This window comes from Methylobacterium brachythecii, assembly GCF_014196345.1.
GTDB classification, from domain to species: domain Bacteria; phylum Pseudomonadota; class Alphaproteobacteria; order Rhizobiales; family Beijerinckiaceae; genus Methylobacterium; species Methylobacterium brachythecii.
Genome location: NZ_JACIDN010000001.1, coordinates 544664 through 567047, shown reverse-complemented (window position 1 = coordinate 567047; position 22384 = coordinate 544664). Strand labels below are relative to the sequence as shown.

General features: G+C 68.3%; 19 protein-coding genes and 1 riboswitch. Of the genes, 9 read left to right on the top strand and 10 right to left on the bottom strand.

Annotated elements, in window-relative coordinates:
- The first annotated feature begins 184 nt into the window (after positions 1–184).
- The 3 genes from GGR33_RS02805 (at position 185) to GGR33_RS02795 (ending at position 3158) form a co-directional block, all read left to right on the top strand.
- A complete protein-coding gene (locus tag GGR33_RS02805; RefSeq protein WP_183501836.1) occupies positions 185–928 on the top strand; it encodes a 3-deoxy-manno-octulosonate cytidylyltransferase in 744 nt (247 codons plus the stop codon).
- Between the two features lie 130 nt (positions 929–1058).
- Positions 1059–1916: a prephenate dehydratase gene (locus GGR33_RS02800; RefSeq protein WP_183501835.1), complete on the top strand. Its 858-nt coding sequence runs from the start codon at positions 1059–1061 to the stop codon at positions 1914–1916.
- 27 nt (positions 1917–1943) lie between these two features.
- Entirely contained in the window at positions 1944–3158 is a 1215-nt protein-coding gene (locus tag GGR33_RS02795) for an MFS transporter (RefSeq protein WP_183501834.1), read from the top strand.
- A 10-nt stretch (positions 3159–3168) separates the two neighbouring features.
- Here the strand turns inward: GGR33_RS02795 and GGR33_RS02790 are convergent, their stop codons facing one another.
- The 3 genes from GGR33_RS02790 to GGR33_RS02780 are packed head-to-tail and all read right to left on the bottom strand — an operon-like array spanning position 3169 to position 5685.
- Complete coding sequence (locus GGR33_RS02790) at positions 3169–3942, bottom strand: ABC transporter ATP-binding protein (RefSeq protein ID WP_183501833.1); 774 nt, start codon at positions 3940–3942, stop codon at positions 3169–3171.
- Positions 3923–4657 carry an ABC transporter permease gene (locus GGR33_RS02785; RefSeq protein WP_183501832.1) on the bottom strand — a complete coding sequence of 245 codons (735 nt, stop codon included), beginning with the start codon at positions 4655–4657 and terminating at the stop codon, positions 3923–3925. Before GGR33_RS02785 ends, GGR33_RS02790 begins: the two co-directional genes overlap by 20 nt.
- A 41-nt stretch (positions 4658–4698) precedes the next feature.
- Positions 4699–5685, bottom strand: a complete 987-nt coding sequence (locus GGR33_RS02780) for an ABC transporter substrate-binding protein (RefSeq protein WP_183501831.1) — start codon at positions 5683–5685, stop codon at positions 4699–4701.
- A gap of 213 nt (positions 5686–5898) precedes the next feature.
- On the opposite strand from GGR33_RS02780, the gene GGR33_RS02775 reads away from it, so the two are divergent.
- Positions 5899–6273, top strand: coding sequence for a 4a-hydroxytetrahydrobiopterin dehydratase (locus tag GGR33_RS02775; RefSeq protein WP_183501830.1), 375 nt, complete (start codon positions 5899–5901; stop codon positions 6271–6273).
- A 130-nt stretch (positions 6274–6403) separates the two neighbouring features.
- On the opposite strand, the gene GGR33_RS02770 is transcribed toward GGR33_RS02775, so the two are convergent.
- Positions 6404–9655 (bottom strand): autotransporter family protein, encoded by a 3252-nt coding sequence (locus GGR33_RS02770; protein ID WP_183501829.1) that lies wholly within the window; start codon positions 9653–9655, stop codon positions 6404–6406.
- 278 nt (positions 9656–9933) lie between these two features.
- On the opposite strand from GGR33_RS02770, the gene GGR33_RS02765 reads away from it, so the two are divergent.
- The gene (locus GGR33_RS02765; RefSeq protein WP_183501828.1) at positions 9934–10209 is read left to right on the top strand and encodes an SH3 domain-containing protein; all 276 of its coding nucleotides are present in this window, start codon (positions 9934–9936) and stop codon (positions 10207–10209) included.
- A 12-nt stretch (positions 10210–10221) separates the two neighbouring features.
- Here GGR33_RS02765 and GGR33_RS02760 read toward each other — a convergent pair whose 3' ends face one another.
- The 3 genes from GGR33_RS02760 to GGR33_RS02750 form a co-directional block, all read right to left on the bottom strand.
- Positions 10222–12246, bottom strand: coding sequence for a TonB-dependent receptor (locus GGR33_RS02760; protein WP_284211705.1), 2025 nt, complete (start codon positions 12244–12246; stop codon positions 10222–10224).
- Between the two features lie 203 nt (positions 12247–12449).
- A riboswitch (cobalamin riboswitch) is annotated at positions 12450–12650 on the bottom strand.
- Positions 12651–12731: 81 nt separating this feature from the next.
- On the bottom strand, positions 12732–13742 hold the full coding sequence (gene dusA / locus GGR33_RS02755; protein ID WP_183501827.1) for a tRNA dihydrouridine(20/20a) synthase DusA: 1011 nt from the start codon (positions 13740–13742) through the stop codon (positions 12732–12734).
- Positions 13743–13754: 12 nt separating this feature from the next.
- Positions 13755–14336 carry an urease accessory protein UreE gene (locus GGR33_RS02750; RefSeq protein WP_425488731.1) on the bottom strand — a complete coding sequence of 194 codons (582 nt, stop codon included), beginning with the start codon at positions 14334–14336 and terminating at the stop codon, positions 13755–13757.
- 173 nt (positions 14337–14509) lie between these two features.
- Between GGR33_RS02750 and GGR33_RS02745 the strand changes: the two genes are divergently transcribed.
- The gene (locus GGR33_RS02745) at positions 14510–14779 is read left to right on the top strand and encodes a hypothetical protein (RefSeq protein ID WP_183501826.1); all 270 of its coding nucleotides are present in this window, start codon (positions 14510–14512) and stop codon (positions 14777–14779) included.
- A gap of 114 nt (positions 14780–14893) precedes the next feature.
- Here the strand turns inward: GGR33_RS02745 and katG are convergent, their stop codons facing one another.
- Positions 14894–17092, bottom strand: a complete 2199-nt coding sequence (katG, locus tag GGR33_RS02740) for a catalase/peroxidase HPI (RefSeq protein WP_183502155.1) — start codon at positions 17090–17092, stop codon at positions 14894–14896.
- 166 nt (positions 17093–17258) lie between these two features.
- Positions 17259–18170, bottom strand: a complete 912-nt coding sequence (locus GGR33_RS02735; protein ID WP_183501825.1) for a LysR substrate-binding domain-containing protein — start codon at positions 18168–18170, stop codon at positions 17259–17261.
- Between the two features lie 180 nt (positions 18171–18350).
- Between GGR33_RS02735 and GGR33_RS02730 the strand changes: the two genes are divergently transcribed.
- A complete protein-coding gene (locus GGR33_RS02730) occupies positions 18351–19076 on the top strand; it encodes a J domain-containing protein (protein ID WP_183501824.1) in 726 nt (241 codons plus the stop codon).
- Entirely contained in the window at positions 19073–19828 is a 756-nt protein-coding gene (locus GGR33_RS02725) for an N-acetylmuramoyl-L-alanine amidase (RefSeq protein WP_183501823.1), read from the top strand. The genes GGR33_RS02730 and GGR33_RS02725 overlap by 4 nt, the downstream gene beginning before the upstream one ends.
- Positions 19829–19840: 12 nt before the next feature.
- Here the strand turns inward: GGR33_RS02725 and GGR33_RS02720 are convergent, their stop codons facing one another.
- On the bottom strand, positions 19841–20845 hold the full coding sequence (locus tag GGR33_RS02720; protein ID WP_183501822.1) for a TerC family protein: 1005 nt from the start codon (positions 20843–20845) through the stop codon (positions 19841–19843).
- Positions 20846–21044: 199 nt separating this feature from the next.
- Between GGR33_RS02720 and GGR33_RS02715 the strand changes: the two genes are divergently transcribed.
- Entirely contained in the window at positions 21045–22280 is a 1236-nt protein-coding gene (locus GGR33_RS02715) for a TIGR03862 family flavoprotein (protein WP_425488730.1), read from the top strand.
- Positions 22281–22384: the final 104 nt, after the last annotated feature.

Sequence of the window (22384 nt, the reverse complement as noted above, 5' to 3'; positions counted from 1 at the left end):
TAGCCGCAAGCCCCCGTTCCTGACAATGGCCGCGCGCGTCGCGGGTGCGCGGATCACGCGGTTTTGGCAGGGGGTCGTTGCCTCGAGAGCGCGCCCGACGGCGCAGCGCTTCCATGACAAGGGCCGCCGCCGCTGTTAAGCACCGGCCTCCCGCGCACGACGAGCCCGCATTCCGGCCCCAACCATGTCCGACCCTCTCGTCCTGATTCCCGCCCGCCTTGCCGCCACGCGCCTGCCGAACAAGCCGTTGGCCGAGATCGCCGGCGAGCCCATGATCGTGCATGTCTGGCGTCGCGCCATGGAGGCCGGCATCGGCCCGGTCGTGGTCGCCACCGACACGCCCGACATCGCTGCCGTCATCGAAGCACAGGGCGGCCTCGCCGTGATGACCCGCGTCGACCATGCCAGCGGCTCGGATCGCCTCGCGGAAGCCCTGGAGATCGTCGACCCGGAGGGCCGGCACGACGTGGTGGTCAACGTCCAGGGCGACCTGCCGACCATCGATCCCTCCGTGATCGGCGCGGTGTTGCCGCCGTTGACCGACCGTACGGTCGACATCGCGACGCTCTGCGCGCTGATCACCGATCCGGACGAAGCGGACAATCCGAACGTCGTGAAGCTCGTCGGTCACAATGTCGGCCCGGGCCGCCTGCACGCGCTCTATTTCACGCGCGGCCGGGCGCCTTGGGGCGACGGCCCGCTCTTCCACCATATCGGCCTCTACGCCTATCGCCGCACGGCCCTGACCCGCTTCGTCTCGCTGCCACAGGGGGAGCTCGAACGGCGCGAGAAGCTGGAGCAGCTACGCGCGCTCGAATCCGGCATGCGCATCGATGCGATGATCGTCGACGACCTGCCCCTCGGCGTCGACACCCAGGCCGACCTCGACCGCGCCCGCACTCTGCTGACGCGTCGGCGCCTCAACTGACATCCCGACGACCGAAGACCATGGGCTCTCCTGCGATCGGCCGTCGACAAGCGCGAATGCGCGCCGCTGATCGTGCAGCGGACGTCCTCGACCGTCCTCGGTCGAGGACGAGCCAAAGAAAGTACGGCCGATGACCGACAAGACCATCGCCTATCAGGGCGAACCCGGCGCCAACTCGCACATCATGTGCGCGCAGGCCTATCCCGACTGGTCCTCGCTCCCTTGCGCCACCTTCGAGGACGCCTTCGCGGCGGTGAACGAGGGGCGGGCGGCGCTCGCGATGATCCCGATCGAGAACTCGATCGCCGGACGCGTCGCCGACATCCACCACCTGCTGCCGTCCTCGCCGCTTCACATCATCGCCGAGCACTTCCTGCCGATCCATTTCCAGCTCATGGCGATGCCTGGCGTGCGGATCGAAGACCTGCGGAGCGTGCACAGCCACATCCACGCGCTCGGCCAGTGCCGCCGCGTCATTCGCCGGCTCGGGCTCAAGGCGGTCGTCGCCGGCGATACCGCCGGCGCGGCGCGCGAGCTGGCGGAAGTGCGCGACCCGACCCGCGCGGCGCTCGCTCCGGCTTTGGCGGCCGACGTCTACGGTCTGGAGATCCTGGAGACGGACGTCGAGGACGAGGCCCACAACACCACGCGCTTCGTGGTGTTCTCGCCAGAGGCCGGACCGGGCATGCCGAGTGGCGTGGAAAGTGTGACGAGCTTCGTTTTTCGGGTGCGTAATATTCCAGCCGCGCTCTACAAGGCGCTGGGGGGATTCGCCACCAACGGCGTCAACATGACGAAGCTCGAAAGCTACATGGTCGAAGGGCGGTTCACCGCCACGCAATTCTACGCCGAAGTGGACGGCCATCCGAACGATCCGGCGCTCGTGCGCGCCCTGGACGAGCTGCGTTATTTCTCGCGCGAACTCAGGATCATCGGCACCTACCCGGCCCACCCGTTCCGCGAGACCACGCGCCAGGCCGCAGAGTAGGCCCGTTCCCATGACGGACTTCGTCGCGTGACCTCCGGGGTCGACTCGGCCGGGGCGGCCGGACCGCATCCCTCGTCCCATTCCCGGTTGGTCCTCGTCCTCGCGGCCGCGGGTTTCGCCAGCAGCTTCGCCCTGCGGTCGGCCGAGCCGCTCGTCGGCGTGCTCGCACACGACCTCGAGAGCGACCCGCACACCGTTGCCTTGCTCTCGACCGCCTTCGCGCTGCCCTATGCGCTGATCCAACCGATCCTCGGACCGGTGGGCGATGCCCTGGGCAAGGAGCGGGTGCTCGTCGCCTGCCTCGCCGCCCTGACCATCGCCCTGACCGGCTGCGCGGCCGTGCCCAATCTCGACCTGCTCTTCGTGCTGCGCATGGTTGCGGGCGCCGCGGCCGGCGGCTGCATTCCGCTCTCGCTCGCGATGCTCGGGGACCGGGTGCCGCTGGGCCAGCGACAGGTGGCGATCAGCCGCTTTCTCGTCGCGGTGATCCTCGGCCAGTTGCTCGGCTCGACCTTCGCCGGGTTGATCGAGGCCTTCGTCGGCTGGCGCGGCGTCTTCGCCGCCACCGGCGTCGTCGCGGCTTTGGGCTGCGCCACCACCCTGTTCGGCTTCGACAAGGGCAAGCAGGCGCCCCCGAGGCCGATCGAGGTCGGCCAAGCCATCGCGCGCTACGGTTCGCTCATTGCAAATCCCCGGGCGCAGCTGCTGTTCTCGGCGGTCTTCGTCGAGGGCATCGCGATCTTCGGCGTGCTGCCCTACATCGCGCCGTTGCTGAGCGCGCGCGGCGAGGGCGGCCCGCGCGAGGCCGGGCTGGTGCTTGCCGGCTTCGCGGTGGGAGGCCTGCTCTACTCGTTGCTGGTGCCGTTGCTGCTGCGCTTCCTCGGCATCTACCGGATGCTGATCGTCGGGGGTGCCATCTGCGCCGTCGCGCTGCTGATTGTCGGGCTCGCGGGCAACTGGCCGGTCGATTGCGCCGCCTTCGTCGGGCTCGGCCTCGGCTTCTACATGCTGCACAACACCTACCAGGTGCAGGTGACCGAGCTGTCGCCGACGGCGCGCGCCTCGGCGGTGGCGCTTCACGCCTTCTCGTATTTCTGCGGGCAAGCCATGAGCGTCGCGATCTTCGGCTTCACGCTGGAGCACCTCGGACAGTTCCCCGCGCTGGCCGTGTGTGCCGCAGTGATCTTCGCGGTGGGTGTGGTGACGTCGGTGCGGCTCGCGCGGCCGGCGAAGGCGGCGTAGCCGTGGAGGATCAGTCCGCGATGACGCTCGGATAGCGTTGCGCCAGCCCGCGCCGCGTGGTCTCGGCCCAGCCGCGGGTTCGTTGCGCTCGCGGCGTGTCGAGGGGGATCGCGGCGACGAGGCTTGCCGGCCGGCCGGAGAGCAGCAGCAGCCGGTCGGCGATCTCGATGGCCTCGTCGACGTTGTGCGTGACCATCAGCACGCTCGTGCCGAACCGCGCCACCGCCGCGACGACGAGCCCGCGCAAGCCCGCCGCCGCCGCGTCGTCGAGCGACACGAAGGGCTCGTCGAGCACCAGGATGCGCGGTTCCTGCGCGAGCGCGCGGGCCAGCGAGACGCGGCGCTGCATGCCGAGCGAGAGCGCGCCCGGATAACGCGAGCGCCACGGCGCCAGGCCGAGGGCCTCGAACAGCTCGTCGAGGTTCTTGTCGCGGTTCGCCCGTGGCAGGGCGAGCCGCACGTTCTGCTCGACCGTGCGCCAGGGCAGCAGCCGGGGATCCTGAAACACCATGGCGATGCCGGCCTCGGCCGGATCGGGCGCGACCGAGCCCTCGTAGTCGGCATCGAGGCCGAGCAGGATGCGCAAGGTCGTGGTCTTGCCGGCGCCCGAGGGTCCGATCAGGCAGGTGATCTCCCGCGGGCCGACCTCGAAGGCGAGGTCGCGCACCGCCTCCACCGGCTCGGTGCCGGCGCGGCGATAGACCTTCTTCGCGATGGCGACGCGCAGCAGCGGCTCGCTCACCTCGGCCGTCACCCGGGCGATCTCAGCGCCAGCGGCGGACATGGGCGTCGATCGGCTGGAGGATTAGGGTGTCGAGCGCGAGCATCACGGTCATGAACACGAGGCTGTAGCCGATCACCGCCGTGACGTCGAAGAGCTGGAAATAGTAGTTGATGGCAAAGCCGACGCCGTTCGGCCGGCCGATCAGCTCCACCACCAGCACGATCTTCCAGGCGAGCGAGATGCCCGAGCGCGCCGCCGCGATCACGAAGGGCTGGAGCTGCGGCACCAGGACGTTGCCGATCCAGGTCCGCCGGTCGAAACGGTAGCTCGCCGCCATCTCCTCCAGGCCCGGATCGAGACCGCGGGCGCCCTCGCGCATGATCACCGCGACGTTCGGCAGCTTGTTCAGCGCCACCGCGACGATCGCCGCGGTCTCGGTCAACCCGAGCCAGACATAGGCGAGCACGGTGATCACCAAGGCCGGCGTGTTGAGGATGACGAGCAACGGCGTGTCGAGGATCTGGTCGGCCCATTTCGAGCGGCCGAGCACGATACCGAGCAACCCGCCGAGGCTCATGGCGATGACGAAGGAGATCGCCACGCGCAGCAGGGTGATGCCGACGTTGGAGAACAGATCCCCCTTCTCTGCCTCGCGGATGACGAAGGCGAGCACCGCGCTTGGGGCCGGCAGCGTGCGGACGTCCGCGTAGACGGAGACCGCCTGCCACAGCACCAGCAGAACGACGAGCGAGGCGAGACGCGCGAGAAGGGCCATCTGCGCGTCAGCGGCTCCGGACGAGGCGTGAGGTCACGAACTCACCCCTTGCCCGTCGCGTCGAGATAGAGGTTCGGCGGCAGGGTCTTGCCGGTGCCGACGAGCTGCTCGCCGCCGGCGCGCACCAGGGTCGTGTAGATCTGCTCGCCGTCGGCTCGTTCGGCCTCGACGGTTCGGCGCGGCACGCCGGCGAGGAAGTCACGCTTGAGCACGGCGAAGGTCGCGTCGTCCTCCGCGGCCATCAGCGGCCGGACTGCGTTCCAGGCCTCGGGCTCGTTGGCGAGGATGTCTTTCGCCGTGCGCGAGGCGCGGGCAAAACCCTTCACTGCCTCGGGGCGCTGGTCGACGGTCTCTCCCTCGAACAGGTAGCCGATCAGCGACACGGCACCCTTGGCGCCGAAGGCCCGCATGACGTCGTCGGCGCTGATCAGGCGCCTGAACCCCTTGGCCTCGAGCCGCGCGCAGAACTGCCAGTAGAGCAGAGCCGCATCGAGCTCGCCGGTCTCGAGCTTCTGCGCCAGCAGCGGCGGCGCGCCGAAGGCGAGCTGGGCGTTGCGTTCGAGGTCGATGTCCCCGGTTTCGCGCCCCTGCGCCTTCAACAGCACCCAGCTCTTGTCGAGGGCGCCCCCCGCCACGCCGAGCCGCTTGCCCGAGAGGTCCTTGAGGCCCTTGATCGGGCTGTCGCCCGGCACCATCACCGCGCCCTCGGTGGTGGAATAGGGCAGGAACTTCACGTTGCGCCCCTCGCTGCGCAGACGGGCCGCCCAGATCAGGTCGCCGATGATGGTGTCGAGCTGGTTACCCTGGAAGGCGATGCGTGCCGCGTCGTTGCCTGCGAGCTTGACCAGCTCCAGCGTGAAGCCGTTCGCCTCGTCGAGCCGGCGCGCCTTGATGACGGCCGCCTCCCAGGAGGCCGTGCCGAAGGGAAGCACGCCGAGCTTGATCACGTCGGCCGCCGCGCGAGCGGGCAGGATCGCCGGAAGCGGCCACAAGGCCGCCGTCGCGAGCAGTCCGCGCCGTGACAGCATGGGCGCCTTCTCCCTGAACCTTCCAGGATCGACCACCCGGCGGCGTGCCGGGCGCAATCTCTTGAGTTTCCAATAGGGTTTCGGCCTTGTGGCGTCCACAGCCCGAGGCCAGTTCACCCTGCGGCAAATGCCGGATCTCCACGGTGGTTGTGCCACCACCGGACTCGGCGCAGTCTCACGCCGACACGGAGCGAAACTCGAGGAGTGACGAGGATGGCCAAGGCGACGGTCTTCGACGAGGCCCAGGTCGAGGAGCGGCTCAAGACCGAGCTGCCGACGTGGCGGCTGGAGGATGGCTGGATCCGGCGGACCTACAAGACGGCGGGCTGGAAGGGCACGTTGATGATCATCAACACCGTCGGCCACCTCGCCGAGGCCGCGTTCCACCATCCCGACATCACCGCCTCCTATGCTTGGGTCGAGGTCCGGCTGATGAATCACGCAGCCAAGGGCATCACCGCTTCGGACTTCGCCCTGGCGAAGAAGATCGAGGAGGTCGTGATGTGGCAGCCCGGCCTGGAAGAGGGCAGCCCTCTCTCCGGCACGCCGGAAGACCCGCGCTTCGCCTACATCAAATACGAGAAGTAGGCGGCCCTCCTCCGTCACTGGTGTCGACCTTCAGGACGACGCGCGATGGGGTGATCAGGTTGTCGTGAGGACAAGAAAAAGGGGGCGCCACCTTTCGGGGGCGCCCCTTCGTTTCGTCAGTCTCAAGAGCTCACCAGCGGATGGTGAAGTTGCCCTTTGCGGCGTGGTTTTCGGCGCGGCTGCCCATCTGACCGGTATACGCGACGCCGATCGTGGCGTTGGCCGAGATGCGCAGGTCGAGGCCGGCATTGGCCACCAGCGCGTCGCGGTCGATCGGGAGACCCGCCGTCACGAAGCTCGATCCGGTCTGGAAGGCGAGCAGCGCGGTCGGAACCACGTCGCCGAAGGCCCGGCGGTAGCCGACGAGGCCGTGGGCCGTGACCGGGGCGCCGAGGCCGAGGTCGAACGTGGTCTGAGCCCGCACGCCCACCGTGGCCGTGCCGATGTCGTTGTCGTGCGAGAAGCCGCGAAGCGCCGTGATGCCGCCGGTCTCGGTGAAGCGGTCGGTGTTCACGTTCACGTAGGCACCCCCGACGAAGGGCTCGATGTAGCTCGTCGCGAAGGCGGCAGCCGGCGCCGCACCCTTGGTGATCAGGCCGACCGGAGCCGCGTTGCCGAACGGGATGCGGTAGCCGATCTCGCCGAAGCCCTGCGTGGTCGAGCCGCCGTAATGGGCGGTGTCGTTGTCGCCGACGCCCGGGAACACCACCGAGCGGCGGGTCCGCGAGTCGTTGCCGGAATAGACCGCGCCAAGGCGCAGCGCGATCGGACCGAACTCGGTGCCGCCGTAGATGGCGCCGAAGCCGCTCTCGATCTGGGCCGACTGGGTGCGGGCCGCGGTGTCGAGATTGGTGCGGGTGTAGCCGCCGGCCACGCCGATGCGGAAGCCATTCTCGAAGCGCACGTCGGCACCGGCCACGAAGCCTGCCGTCGAGCTGTTGACGCCGGCGGCGTTGCCGTCGGTGTCGGCATGGCCGAAGCCGCCGAAGCCCTGTGCCCAGACACCGAACACGCGCGGATCGAGCACGCGGGCCGGCACCATGGTCGGGGCCACCCGACGACCGGGCAGGTCGGCGGTGTAGGTCGCCGGCAGCGAGCCGTAATCGGCGCCCTCCGCCGTGCCGCCGTTGCGCAGGCGGTCGAGGATCGCCTCACGCACGAAGAAGGCGGTCTCGAAGGCCGCGCCCGACGCGCTCGCGTGGATGTCGCCCGACAGAGCCTGGAACGCGCCCTGGGCCTCGGCCGTCGTCAGGCCGACGGTGCGGCCGTAGACGCCGGAGTTCGGACCCGCGCTCTGGACGCCGTTGGCGGCAGCGGCCTGGTTGCGGTTCAACGCCACCGTGGCGAAGGCGACGTCGTTGCGGGTGAGCGTCAGGTCGACTTCGGTCGGCTGGTAGCGCAGCGTGGCGGTGAGGAAGGCGAGGTTCGAGGTCACGCCCGCGAACTGGCCGCCGACACCGCCGGCCGAGGTCAGGATCGCGTACTGGGTACGCGGATTGTAGGCGCCGGCCGCCGCCAGCACCTGCACGGTGCCGCCCTGGAGCGTCGTCGTGCCCGTGGCCGCGATCTTGTCGGACTGGCCGGCCGCGTTCGCCTCGACCTGATAGGTCGAGCCTGCCGCGAAGGCGACGTTGCCGGCGACATTCAACGTGCCGATCGAGTTGCCAGGAGCCACCGTCGAACCCGACTGAGCGGCGATCCCGCCGACCGTGCCCGAACCGCCGAGGGTCGCGCCGGTCTGCACGATCGCCACACCGGTGATGGTGCCGTTGGCAAACAGCGAGCCGCCATTGCCGATCGCCACGTCGCGGGTCACGCGATCAGTGGTGGCGAGGTCGAGGCGACCGGTGACGTTGTCGAAGTAGCCGGCGGCCGAATACAGGTCGAGGCGGCTCCAGTAGCTCAGCGACGTGCCGTAGAAGGCAGCGAGCGCGTTGGTCTCGGTGTTGACGATGATCTGGTTGATCGTGTCGGTCGAGAGGTTGCCGTAGATGCCGCCGGTCGGGGCGATCGTCTTGGCGGCGGCCGTGCTGCCGCCGTAGAGCGTCGAGAGCAGGATCGAGGCGTCGGGACCGCCGGTCGGGGCGGCTTCACGCGGAGCCTGAGCGAAGGTCAGGGTCGGCAGGCCGTAGGTCAGACGCTGCTGGTAGAGCGCCTGGTTGGCGGCGGAGGCCGCGTAGGGGCTGCCGGCGGTGTTCGCGGAAGAGGTCGCGCAAGCCGCGACGGTGTTGCCGCACTGCGCCGAGATGTAGCTCTGCAGCTCACCCTGGGCCGCCGTGAACAGGCTCGGCAGGTTGATCGCCGTGCCGGTCGTCGCGGCGTTGTTGACGTAGAGCGGGTTCGTGAGGGCCTGGGCGATGTCGTAGGCCGCGAACGAACGCGAGGCGATGATGTCGAGCGGGTAGTGCACGCCCAGCACGATGCGGCTGTCGCCGTATTCCGCGGCACGCGCCATCATGGACTGGAACTGCTGCGGCACCAGCATGCCGAGCAGGTAGCTGTCGGTGAAAGCGTATTGCGTGTGGCCGCTCGGGAAGGACGGATTGGTGGCAAGCCCGTTCAGCGCGGTCGGGTCGAAGATGTTGTAGCTGCTCGGAGTTACCTGAACCGGCCGCGAGGAGCCGTAGACGTCCTGGCCGGCGCCGGTGTTCTTCACACCGTAGGCGATGTCGAGGACGCTGTCCCGGGTGTTCGGCAGCGTGCCGGTCGTGCCGGCGCCAGCCGAGCCGGCGGGGATCGTGTAGGGTGCGGTCGGCAGCGTGTAGCCGGCCGGAGCCACGGCCGGGACGGGCACGTAACCGGGAGGCGTGGTGCTCGGATTCGTGGCGGCGCCGTTGGCGAAGTAGTTCTTCGCAACGCCGAGATCGGCGCTCATCACCGAATAGGCATTATTCAGCAGGGTGAAGGTCTTCGTCAGCGGGCCGGAGGTCAGGCTGCTGGCGCGGATGCCGGTCTGGTAGATCGGGCCGAGGCGCAGGCCGTAGCCGCCCGACGGCTGGAGCGGCTGCAGGCCGCCGGCGCTCTGCGCCTGCTGCAGCGGAAGGCCGCCGGCAAGGTTGTCGCCCGGGCCGAGATTGACCTTCGTGCCATCTGCGAGGGTGATCGTCGCGATCGCGCCGTTGAAAATGCTGCCGGCCAGCGTCTTGTCGCTGATGGCGAGCTGCTGGCGGGCCGTGTTGGCGGCCTGGTTGTCGGCGAGGCCCAAGGCAAGGTTCTGCTGAAGCGTCTGCTGGCCGACCTGATTGCCGTTGAGGGCCAGGAAGGGCGAGAGCAGGTTCAGGACGTTCACGTTGGCGGGCGTGACGTTGGCGGTCTGCGCGTGCGCGACCCCGATAGTGCCTGCGAGGATCGCCGCCATCGATACGCTATGTTTAAAGAGCATTGTCGGATTCCCCTCGACCACCGGGACAGGTCGTCTTCGCTGCGGTTAAGCGAGAATCACGTTGGCCGCTTAGTCATAATCTCGTCATATTTAGACTTGGTTTGCTCTGTGATTTACTTGCAACGAATCCTTTGCCAACGCATACTTATCCGGCTCATCAAAGACTGTGTTACAGCTCTTGTTGGGTGTGGACGAAGCCTCGGCGAACACCTGCCCTTCGCCGAACACAGCTTGACTGCTACGCTTTTGCCGACCGACTCGGGGCAGAGGAGACAGCGATGCGGATGTGGGGGTTCTCGGCGATCGGCCTGCTGGCGGCAGCGGGCGCACAGGCGGCGGAGTGCCGAGTCACCGATCCCACCGGCACGCCGCTCAACGTGCGGACAACGCCGAACGGGCGTGTCGTCGGCACGCTCGCCAACGGCCAGCGCGTCAGCGTCCTCGAGCGCCAGCAGATCAACGGCAAGGCCTGGGTCTATGTCGGCGACGTCGAACTCGGCGACCAGCCGATCGGCTGGGTGTATCGTGAATTCGTGAGCTGCTACGGGCGCTGAGGCCCGAGCAGCTTAGAACCGCCCCGCCAGCGTCAGCCGGACCGCAGTGGGCTCAACGGGATGGAAGTGCTTGTCGGCGATCCCGGCGACCGGCTCTCCGGGCAGGCGCGACTCGTAGAAATAGGTGATCTGGTCGGCCTTGGCGTTGGTCAGGTTGAGCACGTCGAGCGCCAGGCTCATGCCGTTGTCGAAATTGTATCCGACGCGGCCATTGACGAGCGCGGTCGGCTTCGAGCGCACCGAATTGTCCTCGATCAGCGGACGCGGGCCGAAATAGCGCAGACGCATCGAGCCGAACCAGCCGAGCCCCTGCCCCAGCGTGAAGCCGGCCGAAGCGATGGTGGTCGGCGCCTCCGGCACGCGGTTGCCTACCGGATCGGCATCGGTGAAGCGGGCATTGGTGATGGTCAGGTCGCCTTCGAGCGACAGCCAGGAGGTGACGGCGTAGCGGTTGGTCCACTCGACGCCGATGCGCCGGGTCGGACGGCTCGGCTCCGTGGTCCCGGTATCGCCCGCGAACAGGTTCTCAGAGGCGAAGTCGAGACGAAACAGCGACAGGGAGGTCTCCAGCCCGGCGATGGAGCGGTTGCGGATGCCGACCTCGTAGCCTGTGGAGGGCACCAGGAAAGGCGAACGGTTCAGCGTGAAGAGCGGGCTCTGCGGATCGACCGTCGCAGTCACACCACGCGCGTCGTTTGAGTGGAAGCCGCCGCCGTAATTCACAAAGATCTCGGTATCGAACCATGGACCCAGCACGAGACCGAGCTTCGGGTTGACGATGCCGTCCCGCGCCTTGCCGGAATTGGCGGGCGTGTCGGAGACCACGTCAGCATAGTAGCCGTCCGCCCGGAAGCCGATGCTGGTGCGCAGCCAGTCGGTCCACTTCACCCGGTTCTCGAAATAGAAGGCGGCGCTGGCTTCCAGCACGCGGTCGTCGAGGACGGTGGAGAGGTATTGCCGGCTCGCCGTGTTGAACAGGCCGACCCGGATGCTGTCGGTCCGGGTCTGGACGCCGATCTCGTTCTCCATCGACAACCCGAACAGGCTGCCCTGAAAGATGTGCGCGACCTCGCCGCCGCCGAGGATGCGCTGATCGCGCTGGTGGAACTGGTCGCCGTTGATCGGGTCGTTCAGGAAATAGGTGAAGTCGTTGAACAGGTTCATCTGATAGCGGATCACGTAGGCCGAGGCCCTGGTGATCCCGGTCTCGTCGGTCTGGCTCCAGCGGCCGGAGAGCGAGAAGCGGCCGCTATTACCGCCATCGGTCGGGTTGAGCGTGCCGTAGCGGCCGATGATGCCCTCGGAGACGGCGCGCTCGGGGATCTGGTTGGTGGCGTTCCATTTGGCCCAATAGGCCATGCCGGTGAGCGAGAAGCCGTCGGCTTGCGTACCCTGGCTGTAGCGGATGACGCCGTTGAGCTTGCCCAGCCGGTCGGGCACGTCCCAAGGCCCGTCATAGGTCTGAGCCTCGCCGGCAACGAGCAGGCGGCCCTCGCCGAGGGGAGTCGAGGCGATCGACAGCGCGCGCTTGTAGCCGAAACTGCCCAGCGACAGCTGCGCGAGGTTCTTCTCGACGCTGTCGAGGTAGTCGATCCGCACCGAGCCGGCCGAGGCGAAGTCCCCGTCGCGGGCGAAGTACGGGCCCTTGTGGAATTCCACCGCGCCGACGAGTTCGGGGATCAGGAAGTTGATGTCGGCATAGCCCTGGGCATGGGCGTTGGTGCGCATGTTGACCGGCATGCCATCGACATCGATCGCGATGTCGGTGCCGTGGTCGAGGTTGAACCCGCGCAGGAAGAACTGGTTGGCTTTGCCCTCTCCGGAATGCTGGGTGACGATCAGGCCCGGCACCGCTTCCAGCACCTCGCCGGCCCGCGTGACCGGACGGCTGTTGAGCTGCGCTCCGGTGATCGTGCCGGCACTGGCCGCATCTACCACGCGGAGCGCGCCGCCGGTGCCCGTGAGCCCGTTCACGTAGCCGGCGCTCGCGAACGGCCCGGCAGCCTGGCCGCTCGTGCTCTCAGCGGCGACGGCGATTTCGTCGAGCTGCGCCTCCTCGGCGGCGGCCGTCAGGGTGAAAGCGAAGAGAGCGAATACGGGGAGCGCAACGGAACCAAACGACAGACGGGACACGAGACCTCGGGCAACGGCAGTGGCACGTCACCGCGAACGAAGTCTCGGCGCCGGGCATGGCCCAGCGGCTCGACACCCGCCGGAGCACCCCGCCCGACGCGTTTCGCGTGTGACCACGACTGACGGCAGGTCTCCTGGCTCGCGGGTCGTTGCCGTCCATCCGTCTTCCCGAGGCGAGGAACCTCAGTGACATCGGTGGTGGAAGGCTCGCCGCTTACAGTTGCGGGGGCAGCCGCGGCATCAGGGTCAAAGCCCCTCACCGCGTTCCCTTTTGATCCCCGAGGGGAACCGTCGGGCTCAAGCTAAGCCGTAAAGCGGCCGGATGGTCAATACGCTCTGGTTGTATCGCGGTGCATCGTGGTGCGGCGGCGACAGGCCAGAGTATACAATCAGGCCGCTTGCCCGGCCGGCAGCGGCTGCCAGTCCCGCGAGACCTTGCCGACCGCCTCGCGCAGAGTCGCGAGGCCGGCATCGGGTGCCATGCCCGCCGTGGCGAGGTGCCGTCGGAAGGCGCGGGCGCCGGGGCGTCCGTTGAACAAGCCAAGCATGTGCCGGGTGAAGGCGTGGAGCCGCAATCCGCCTTCCAGGCCCTGTGCGATCGTCGGCGCGAAGAGATCGATCGCCTCGAACGGGTCCGCAGCCGGGGCCGATTCGTCGAAGAGCAGCGGGTCGACGTCAAGCAGGATGGCCGGATCGGTATAGGCAGCGCGCCCGATCATCACGCCGTCGACCTGATCCACGAGTTTGACAGACTGCCGGATGTCCGTGATCCCGCCATTGATGGCGATCGGCAACTCGGGATGGGCTGCCTTCAGGCGGACAACACGGCCGTAATCGAGGGGCGGGACGTCGCGATTCTCTTTCGGCGACAGGCCCTTCAGCCAGGCCTTGCGGGCATGCACGACGAGGCCGTCGACGCCGGTGCCCTTCACCGCCGCGACGAGGGCGTCGAGGGCCGCTTCCGGGTCCTGGTCGTCGACGCCGATGCGGCATTTCACGGTGACCGGCACCGAGACCGCCGCCTTCATCGCCGCGACGCAAACGCCGACGAGGCCCGGCTCGCGCATCAGGCAGGCGCCGAATCTGCCCTCCTGCACACGGTCGGAGGGGCAACCGACATTGAGGTTGATCTCGTCATAGCCGAGATCGGCGCCGATCCTCGCGGAGGCAGCGAGCGCGACGGGGTCGGAGCCGCCGAGCTGCAGCGCCACTGGGTGCTCCGCTTCCGAAAATCCGAGCAGCCGCTCGCGGTCGCCGTGCAGCACCGCGCCGGTCGTCACCATCTCCGTATAGAGCCGGGCGCGGGCCGAGAGGACACGGTGGAAGGCCCGGCACTGCCGGTCCGTCCAATCCATCATCGGGGCGACGGAGAAGCGGAGGTCTCGCGCGATCAGGGTCATCGGCGGCTGCAATCAGTGATCGTGATGGCCGTGATGCCCGTGATCGTGGTGATGATGATCATGACTGTGATCGTGGCCGCAGGACGGGCCGTGAGCATGGTCATGCCCGTGCGCGTGATCGTGCCCGCATGTGCTGTGGTCGTGCGCCTCCTTCTCCGGCCGGAAGGCACGCTGAACGGGAGTCGCGGCGCAACCGGAGCCGCGGACCAGCTCGGCGGCGCTGGCGGGGACGTAGAGCACGTCGGCGCCGATCTCGGCCGGGACGTGGTTGCCGCCGAGTTGCCAGGCGAGACGCACGAGCCGGGCGATGTTGTCGGCGCGCACCTCGAGCAGCGCCTCCTCGGCGGCCTTCACCGCGACGAGGCGGCCGTCATCGAGGCGCAAGGCGTCGCCGTCCTGAACCTCGGCGGGTTTGGCCAGCGCGAGGTCGAAAGCCGTCCCGCCCGAAGCGCTGAGCGAGCCCGTCGAGACCTGCCGCGCGGCGTGGTCGAGCACGACCGTGTCCACGACCTGCTCGGGCCGGACGGCGGCCTTGCGGACGATCAGGGTGGCGTTCGGCATGAGATCCTCGAAGGGTTCGGTGTGTTTGCGCAACAGCTTGCGCCTCAAATGGCCTCTCGCGCGCGAAATGTCATGTCCCCCGCGACCCCCGCCCCAATCTTGACCGTATCGCGTGACGTGCCTGCACCGAAGGCCGCTCGCGCGGTCTCCAGGTACGCCACGGCGAAAACGCCGGGCGGGCCGATGCACAAGGGAGTCATTCGACCATGAAGAAGATCACCGCGGCTCTGCTCGCCGCCACCCTGGCGCTGTCCGTCGGCGCCTGCAACACGCCGGGCGAGCGCGCCGTTGGCGGCGGCGCCCTCGGCGCAGGCCTCGGCGCAGCAGTCGGCGGTCTCGCCACCGGCCGTGCGAGCGGCGCGCTCGCCGGTGCGGCCATCGGCGGCGCTGCCGGCGCCATCGGCGGTGCGGCCACCGCCCCGCAATGCCCCTACGGCACCTACCGCGACGCCTACGGCGACGTGTACTGCCGCTGAGCCACTCCGGCACCAGGCCATCGAACGAGACGAAGAAGGCCGGAGCATCCGCTCCGGCCTTCTTCGTCGAAAAGGGCGGCGCTCAGAGATGAGCGCCGCCCTTGTTTCATAGCCTCACGTCAGCGTCGAAGCCGCCACGTCGAAGCGGTCGGCGTTCATCACCTTGGTCCAAGCCGCCACGAAGTCGTCGGCAAACTTCTGCTTGGCATCGGAGCCCGCATAGACCTCGGCCAGTGCGCGCAGCACGGAATGCGATCCGAAGATCAGGTCGACGCGCGTTGCCGTCCACTTCTGCTCTTTCGTCTTGCGGTCCTTGCCGACGAACGCGGTATCGGAACCGGCCTGGCTCCACTCCGTGCCCATGTCGAGCAGGTTCACGAAGAAGTCGTTCGTCAGCTTGCCCGGCTGGCTCGTGAAGACGCCGTCCTTGGAGCCGTTGGCGTTGGCACCGAGCACGCGCAGGCCGCCAACCAGAACCGTCAGCTCCGGAGCGGACAGACGCAGGAGCTGCGCCCGATCCACGAGAGCCTCTTCCGGCGCCATGAACTGCGGGCCCTCGCGGAAGTTGCGGAACCCGTCGGAGCGCGGCTCCAGGGGCTCGAAGGACTCGACGTCGGTCTGCTCCTGCGAAGCGTCCATGCGGCCCGCCGTGAACGGCACCGTGACGTCGATCCCGGCATCCTTGGCAGCCTTTTCGACGGCAGCGCCGCCGGCGAGCACGATCAGGTCCGCCAGCGAGACCTTCTTGCCGCCGGAGGCCGAGCCGTTGAACTCGGCCTGGATTGCCTCGAGCTTGCCGAGCACACCCGCGAGCTGTGCGGGCTCATTCACCTTCCAGTCCTTTTGCGGAGCGAGGCGGATGCGCGCGCCGTTGGCACCGCCGCGCTTGTCAGAGCCGCGATAGGTCGAGGCCGAGGCCCAGGCGGTCGAGACGAGTTGCTGCACGGTGAGGCCGGAAGCGAGCACCTTCTGCTTCAGCGCCGCGACGTCCTGCGCGTCGACCACGGCGTGATCGAGGGCCGGGATGCGGTCCTGCCAGATCAGCTCTTCCTGCGGCACCAGCTTGCCACGGTAGAGCTGGATCGGACCCATGTCGCGGTGGGTCAGCTTGAACCAGGCGCGGGCGAAGGCGTCGGCGAACGCGTCCGGATTCTCGTAGAAGTGGCGCGAGATCTTCTCATAGGCAGGGTCGGCCTTCAGCGCGAGATCCGAGGTCAGCATCTTCGGGCGATGCTTCTTCGAGGGATCGTGGGCGTCCGGCACGTCGGCAGCCACGTCCCTGGCGACCCACTGCAGGGCGCCGGCCGGGCTCTTCTCGAGCTCCCATTCGTGCTTGAACAGGTTGTCGAAGAAGAGGTTGCTCCACTTCGTGGGGGTCTGGGTCCAGGTCACCTCCGGGCCACCGCCGATGGTGTCGGCGCCGAAGCCGGTGCCGTGCTTGGAGCGCCAGCCGAGACCCTGATCTTCGATCACGGCACCTTCCGGCTCCGCGCCGAGGAAGGACGGATCACCCGCACCATGGGTCTTGCCGAAGGTGTGGCCGCCGGCGATCAGCGCCACCGTCTCCTCGTCGTTCATCGCCATGCGGGCGAAGGTCGCGCGGATGTCATGGGCCGAGGCGAGCGGATCCGGCTTGCCGTTGGGGCCTTCGGGATTCACGTAGATCAGGCCCATCTGCACGGCGCCGAGCGGCTCGGAGAGCTGGCGCTCGCCGGAATAGCGCTCGTCACCGAGCCAGGTCCCCTCCGGACCCCAGAACAGCTCCTCGGGCTCCCAGGTGTCGACGCGGCCGCCGGCGAAGCCGAAGGTCTTGAAGCCCATCGATTCGAGGGCGACGTTGCCGACGAGCACGTAGAGGTCGGCCCAGGAGAGCTTGTTTCCGTATTTCTGCTTGATCGGCCACAGCAGGCGGCGGCCCTTGTCGAGGTTGACGTTGTCCGGCCAGGAATTGAGCGGCGCGAAGCGCTGCTGGCCGCCACCGGCGCCACCGCGCCCGTCCGTCGTGCGGTAGGTGCCTGCGCTGTGCCAGGCGAGGCGGATGAACAGGCCGCCGTAATGGCCGAAATCGGCCGGCCACCACTCCTGCGAATCCGTCATCAGGGCATGGAGGTCCTTGATCACCGCATCGAGGTCGAGGGTCTCGAATTCCTTGGCGTAATCGAAAACGTTGCCGAGCGGGTTCGAACGGGGATTGTGCTGGTTCAGGCGCTCGAGGTTGAGTTGCTCGGGCCACCAGTCGCGGTTCCCCCGGCCGCCGGGGCCGTGCGCCACAGGGCACTTGCCGCCGCCTTGGCCGTCAACCTGCATGTCCATGTCGAACTCCATCACATCGGTAAAACGGTTCACGGGCGCGCCGAAAGCCGGCTCGTGATGGGCCGGCGCCTTACGGAGCGCCTCGTCGAAGATCGTTCCGCCGGGGTGTAGGGCTCTTTAGAGTGTTTGTATAATTGATTGCCGAGATGAGTGCGATTGACTAGCGCTATGATAGGGGCTCGGCCGGCAAGCGTAGGACGGCCGCCGGCAGGTGTTCGCACAGCGTTCGGGCCACGAGCTGCAGGTCCCGCGATCGAGGATAGGAGCGCCGCCAGACCAGCCCGATCCTCCGGCCGAGCCCGGCATCGAGCGGGCGCACGGTCACGCCGCGGTTGCGAAACTCCTCCACCGCCATGGCTGGCAGCAGCGTGCTGCCCATGCCGGTCGCTACCATCTGGCGGATGGTCTCGAGGCTGGTCGCGCGGAAATCCTCGTCGGCCTCACGGTCGGGCGTCCGGCACAAGGAGAGCACCTGGTCGCGCATGCAATGCCCTTCGGTGAGCAGAAGCAGCCGCCGTCCGCGCAGATCATCCCTGGTCAACACTTCGGCCAGGGCCTCGCCGCCCTTGGGCTCGGCGAACCAGAAAGGCTCGTCGAACAAGGGCAGCGTTTCGAGCCGGGCATCCTCCACGGGCAGGGCGACAAGTGCCGCATCGAGGCGGTGCGAGAGCAGGCGCTCGATCAGCGAGGCGGTCAGATCCTCATGGACCGCGAGGCGCAGCTCCGGATAGTCGCCGTTCAGGGCCGGCACGAGCCAGGGCAGCAAGTACGGGCCGAGCGTCGGGATCACCCCGAGGCTGAACGTGCCCACCAGCGGCCCCGCGACGCGACGGCCCACACTCGCGATGGCCTCGACGTCCGTGAGGATCTGTCGCGCCCGCGCCACCACCTCCTCGCCATAGGCAGTGACGCGGACCGAGCGGTTGGTGCGCTCGAACAGCGTCACGCCGAGCTGCGCTTCGAGCTTCTTGATCTGCGTGCTGAGCGTCGGCTGACTGACATGGCAGGCCTCGGCCGCCCGGCCGAAATGGCCATGGTCGACGAGGGCGACGAGGTAGCGGAGATCCTGCAAGGTCATGAAAGACCGTGGCCGCGAGAGCTCGCGGAAGTCCAGCGCTCGAACCGGTGTCGACTGCGCGCCTTGCGCCCGCCACGCCATTCGGGTTTAGCAACCGACCCGAAACGCTGCGCAGGCCGAGCCCGTGCCCCAATCTCTCCGCCAGCGGCTCCTCGCCGCCCCCTCGAACGGCACTGCCCGATGAGCCTCGGCATCTGGGGCAAGCTCGGCGGGGCCGGGCTCGGCGCCATCGTCGGCGGCCCGATCGGGGCGCTCGTCGGCTCGGTCGCTGGGCATTTTCTGGTTGATCGCGAGGGCGCGCCGTTCGGCGCGACGCCGCGGGACGTGGTCTTCACCACCGGCCTCGTTGCCCTCGCCGCGAAGATGGCGAAGTCCGACGGCGTGGTGACTCCATCGGAGGTCGAGGCGTTCGGGCAGGTCATCGAGGTCGAGCCGCAGGCGTGGGCCGGCGTGGAGCGGCTGTTCGACCTCGCCAAGAGGACCACGGACGGGTTCGAGGGCTACGCGCAGCAGCTCGCCAGCACCTTTCACGACGAGCCCGCCCTGCTGGTCGACGTGCTCGACGGGCTTTTCCACATCGCCAAGGCCGACGGGGCGATCCACGAGAACGAAGACCGCTACCTGCGCGAGGTCGCGCGCATCTTCGGGCTCGACGACGCCGCCTTCGAGCGCCTCGCCGCGCGCCATGTGCAGCGCGCGGACGATCCCTACCTGGTCATCGGCCTGGAGCGCGGCGCGAGCGACGCGGAGCTGAAGGCCCGTTACCGCTCCCTCGTGGTCGAGGGCCACCCCGATCGGGCCATCGCCCGCGGCCTGCCGCCCGAAGCCGTCGCGATCGCAACGCGGCGGCTGGCCGCCATCAACGCCGCCTGGGACCGCATCGCCAAGGAGCGGGCTCTGGCATGAGCTTTCCCGCCGACAGCGCGTTCGTCCACGAGGTCGTCCCCTCGCCGAACCACGGCGAGCGCAAGGACGGCCCGCTCGACATGCTGATCCTGCATTATACCGGCATGGCCAACGCGCAGGTCGCCCTGGAGCGGCTCTGCGAAGCCGCGGCACAGGTCTCGGCGCATTACCTCGTCTTCGAGGATGGTCGCATCGCGCAGCTCGTGCCCGAGAGACGGCGCGCATGGCATGCCGGACTCGGCTGCTGGAAAGGCGAGCGCGACGTGAACTCGCGCTCCATCGGCATCGAGATCGTGCATCCGGGCCATGTCGGCGGCCTTCCACCCTACCCGGCCGAGCAGATCGATGCGGTGATCGCGCTGGCGAAGGATATCGTCGACCGCAACGCGATCCCGGCCGAGCGTGTGCTCGCGCATTCCGACGTCGCGCCCGAGCGCAAGGAGGATCCCGGCGAGAACTTTCCATGGGAAAGTTTCTCGAAGGCAGGCGTCGGCCATCTCGTGAAACCGGCGCCGATCCGCGACGGGCGCTTCTTCTCGCAGGGCGATTCCGGCGAGCCGATCCGGGCATTGCAGGAGATGTTTTCGCTCTACGGCTACGACCAGCCGGTGACCGACATCTTCGATGCGCGCACCGCTGCGGTGGTGACCGCCTTCCAGCGCCATTTCCGGCAGGACCGCGTCGATGGCATCGCCGATGCCTCGACCATCACCACGTTGCGCGATCTGATCGCCACGCGACCTGCGGACTGAGACTGCCCGTGCTTAGACCCGGTGCGCAGCCTTGTCGTGGGCCTGCGAAACACCTCGGGTGCGCCACAGGCTGTAGACGATGCCGATCGTGAGCAAAGCCAAGGTCACGGCGAGCGAGACCCAGGGCGGCAGGTCGACGAGGCCAAGGGTATCCGCGACGACGATCTTGCAGCCGATGAAGATCAGGATGAAGGCCAGCGCCGTCTTCAGATAGGCGAAGCGCTCCACCATCGCGGCCAGCGCGAAATACAGCGAGCGCAGGCCCAGAATGGCGAAGATGTTCGACGTGTAGACGATGAACGGGTCGGTGGTGATCGCGAAGATGGCCGGCACACTGTCGACCGCGAAGATCACGTCGGCGATGTTGACCGCCGTCAGCGCCAGGGCGAGCGGCGTAAACCACAGGACGGCCTTGCCGGTCGTGGGATCGGGCAAGCGCACGAGAAATTTCTGCCCGTGGGGCTCGCGCGTGATGCGCAGGCGGCGACGGAGGAAGCGCAGCGAGGCGCTGTTCTCGACGTCGGCCTCGTCCTCCTCCTTGGAGAACAGCATTTTCAGGCCGGCATAGATCAGGAAGGCGGCGAAGAGCGACAGCACCCAATGCGCCTGGGCGACCAGCGCGGAGCCGAGCCCGATCATCAGCCCGCGCAACAGGACGGCAGCGAGAATGCCCCAGACCAGAACGCGGTGCTGGGCCGAGCGCGGTACGCCGAGCGCGGTGAGGATGACCGCGATCACGAAGACGTTGTCCATGGACAGCGAGTATTCGATGACGAGGCCCGTCACGAACTCCTCGCCCTGCGTCCGGCCCATGTACCACCAGACCCAGCCGCCGAAGGCGAGGCCGAGCAGCAGATAGCAGCCGGTGAGGACCAGACTCTCCTTGACCTCGATCACCCGGTCTTTGTCGCGGTGAAGCAGCCCGAGATCGAAGGCCATCAGCCCCACGACGAGGACGTGGAAACCGAGCCACATCCAGACGGGCTGGCCGAGCCAAAGCGTATGTAGGAAGTCCATCGAATGCGGAGCCCATGCTTCATTGAAGAGAGCATCGACTCCGACATCACGGACGCATGGAGATGCGTCCGCCAGAGGGGCCCGCAGCCGATAGGCGCGAGTTAGCGAGCGGAGTTCGGCGAATCAAGGGCAGTCTCCACAACCGCACCTCGCAGCCGAAGGGTTGACAGCCACAGGCTCGACACGGCCTGCCCTGGCCATGGAGCGAGACGATTTCATCGCGGTGGTCGGCGGCGGACCCGCCGGGCTCGCCGCCGCCGAGGTTCTGGCCGCGGCAGGACGGCGCGTGACGGTCTACGACCGGATGCCGTCGGTCGGCCGCAAGCTGCTGATCGCCGGCCGTGGGGGCCTGAATCTGACGCATTCCGAACCGCTGCCCGCATTTCTCGAACGGTACCATCCGGCGCATGCGGCCCTGCGGGAGGCGGTCGAGTCCTTCCCGCCCGATGCCCTCCGAGCGTGGTGCGAAGGGCTCGGCCAGCCGACCTTCGTCGGGTCGAGCGGCCGCGTGTTTCCGAAGAGCTTCAAGGCCTCGCCGCTGTTGCGCGCCTGGCTCACGCGCCTCGACACGCTTGGTGTCAGCATCCGCACCCGCCATCGCCTCACGGCCTGGGACGGAACCGCGCTTTGCTTCGAAGGCCCCGACGGCGCCTTCGAAGTCCGGCCACGCGGCTGCTTGTTCGCCATGGGCGGCGCGAGCTGGCCGCGACTCGGATCGGACGGGGCCTGGGTGTCCCTGCTCCGAGACCGCGGGGTCGCGGTTGCGCCGCTGCTTCCGGCCAATGTCGGCTTCTCGGTGCAATGGTCGGAGCATTTCGCTGGGCGTTTCGCGGGCGAGCCGGTCAAGCGGCTCGGCCTGCGGCTCGGCGACCGGCAGGTGCGCGGCGAGGCGATGATCTCCGCCCAGGGCATCGAGGGCGGCGCGGTCTACGCGCTGTCGCGAGGCATCCGCGAGGCGATCCGGGCGGAGGGCGCCGCGGAACTCCTTCTCGACCTGCGGCCCGATCTTGATGCGGAGGCACTGGCCCGGCGCCTCGACCATCCGAAACCCGGAGCGTCCATGGCGACGCGACTGCGCAAGGATGCCGGCCTCAGCCCCGTCGCCGCCGGCCTCTTGCGGGAAGCCCACGGCCTCCACCTGCCTGACGCGCCCGCGGCGCTGGCCGCAGCGATCAAGGCTGCGCCCCTGCGGCTCGTCGCTTCTGCGCCGATCGCCAGGGCGATTTCGACCGCAGGCGGCGTGTCCTTCGACGGACTCGATGCGCGCTTTATGCTGCGCGCGCAGCCCGGCAGCTTCTTCGCCGGGGAGATGCTGGACTGGGAGGCGCCGACCGGTGGCTACCTGCTCCAGGCGGCGATCGCGAGCGGCCGCGCGGCTGCCAACGGCCTCATCGACTGGCAACGAGAGACGTGCGGGAACCTGTCTGGCGAATGAGCGCGGTCGTCATTCAGACGACGCCGTCATTGCTGCTGACGTCAAGAAAACTGCCGATCGCCGTGGGGTGATCATTGCTTCGTCTTCGGCTCGCGATGACGGAA

Coding starts and splice junctions, on each gene's coding strand:
- GGR33_RS02785 (WP_183501832.1), bottom strand. CDS start 4,657: ATGGCCCTTCTCGCGCGTCTCGCCTCGCTCGTCGTTCTGCTGGTGCTG.
- GGR33_RS02735 (WP_183501825.1), bottom strand. CDS start 18,170: ATGACCTTGCAGGATCTCCGCTACCTCGTCGCCCTCGTCGACCATGGC.
- GGR33_RS02720 (WP_183501822.1), bottom strand. CDS start 20,845: ATGGACTTCCTACATACGCTTTGGCTCGGCCAGCCCGTCTGGATGTGG.
- GGR33_RS02790 (WP_183501833.1), bottom strand. CDS start 3,942: ATGTCCGCCGCTGGCGCTGAGATCGCCCGGGTGACGGCCGAGGTGAGC.
- GGR33_RS02775 (WP_183501830.1), top strand. CDS start 5,899: ATGGCCAAGGCGACGGTCTTCGACGAGGCCCAGGTCGAGGAGCGGCTC.
- GGR33_RS02715 (WP_425488730.1), top strand. CDS start 21,045: ATGGAGCGAGACGATTTCATCGCGGTGGTCGGCGGCGGACCCGCCGGG.
- GGR33_RS02730 (WP_183501824.1), top strand. CDS start 18,351: ATGAGCCTCGGCATCTGGGGCAAGCTCGGCGGGGCCGGGCTCGGCGCC.
- katG (WP_183502155.1), bottom strand. CDS start 17,092: ATGGACATGCAGGTTGACGGCCAAGGCGGCGGCAAGTGCCCTGTGGCG.
- GGR33_RS02805 (WP_183501836.1), top strand. CDS start 185: ATGTCCGACCCTCTCGTCCTGATTCCCGCCCGCCTTGCCGCCACGCGC.
- GGR33_RS02770 (WP_183501829.1), bottom strand. CDS start 9,655: ATGCTCTTTAAACATAGCGTATCGATGGCGGCGATCCTCGCAGGCACT.
- GGR33_RS02745 (WP_183501826.1), top strand. CDS start 14,510: ATGAAGAAGATCACCGCGGCTCTGCTCGCCGCCACCCTGGCGCTGTCC.
- GGR33_RS02800 (WP_183501835.1), top strand. CDS start 1,059: ATGACCGACAAGACCATCGCCTATCAGGGCGAACCCGGCGCCAACTCG.
- GGR33_RS02725 (WP_183501823.1), top strand. CDS start 19,073: ATGAGCTTTCCCGCCGACAGCGCGTTCGTCCACGAGGTCGTCCCCTCG.
- GGR33_RS02780 (WP_183501831.1), bottom strand. CDS start 5,685: ATGCTGTCACGGCGCGGACTGCTCGCGACGGCGGCCTTGTGGCCGCTT.
- GGR33_RS02765 (WP_183501828.1), top strand. CDS start 9,934: ATGCGGATGTGGGGGTTCTCGGCGATCGGCCTGCTGGCGGCAGCGGGC.
- dusA (WP_183501827.1), bottom strand. CDS start 13,742: ATGACCCTGATCGCGCGAGACCTCCGCTTCTCCGTCGCCCCGATGATG.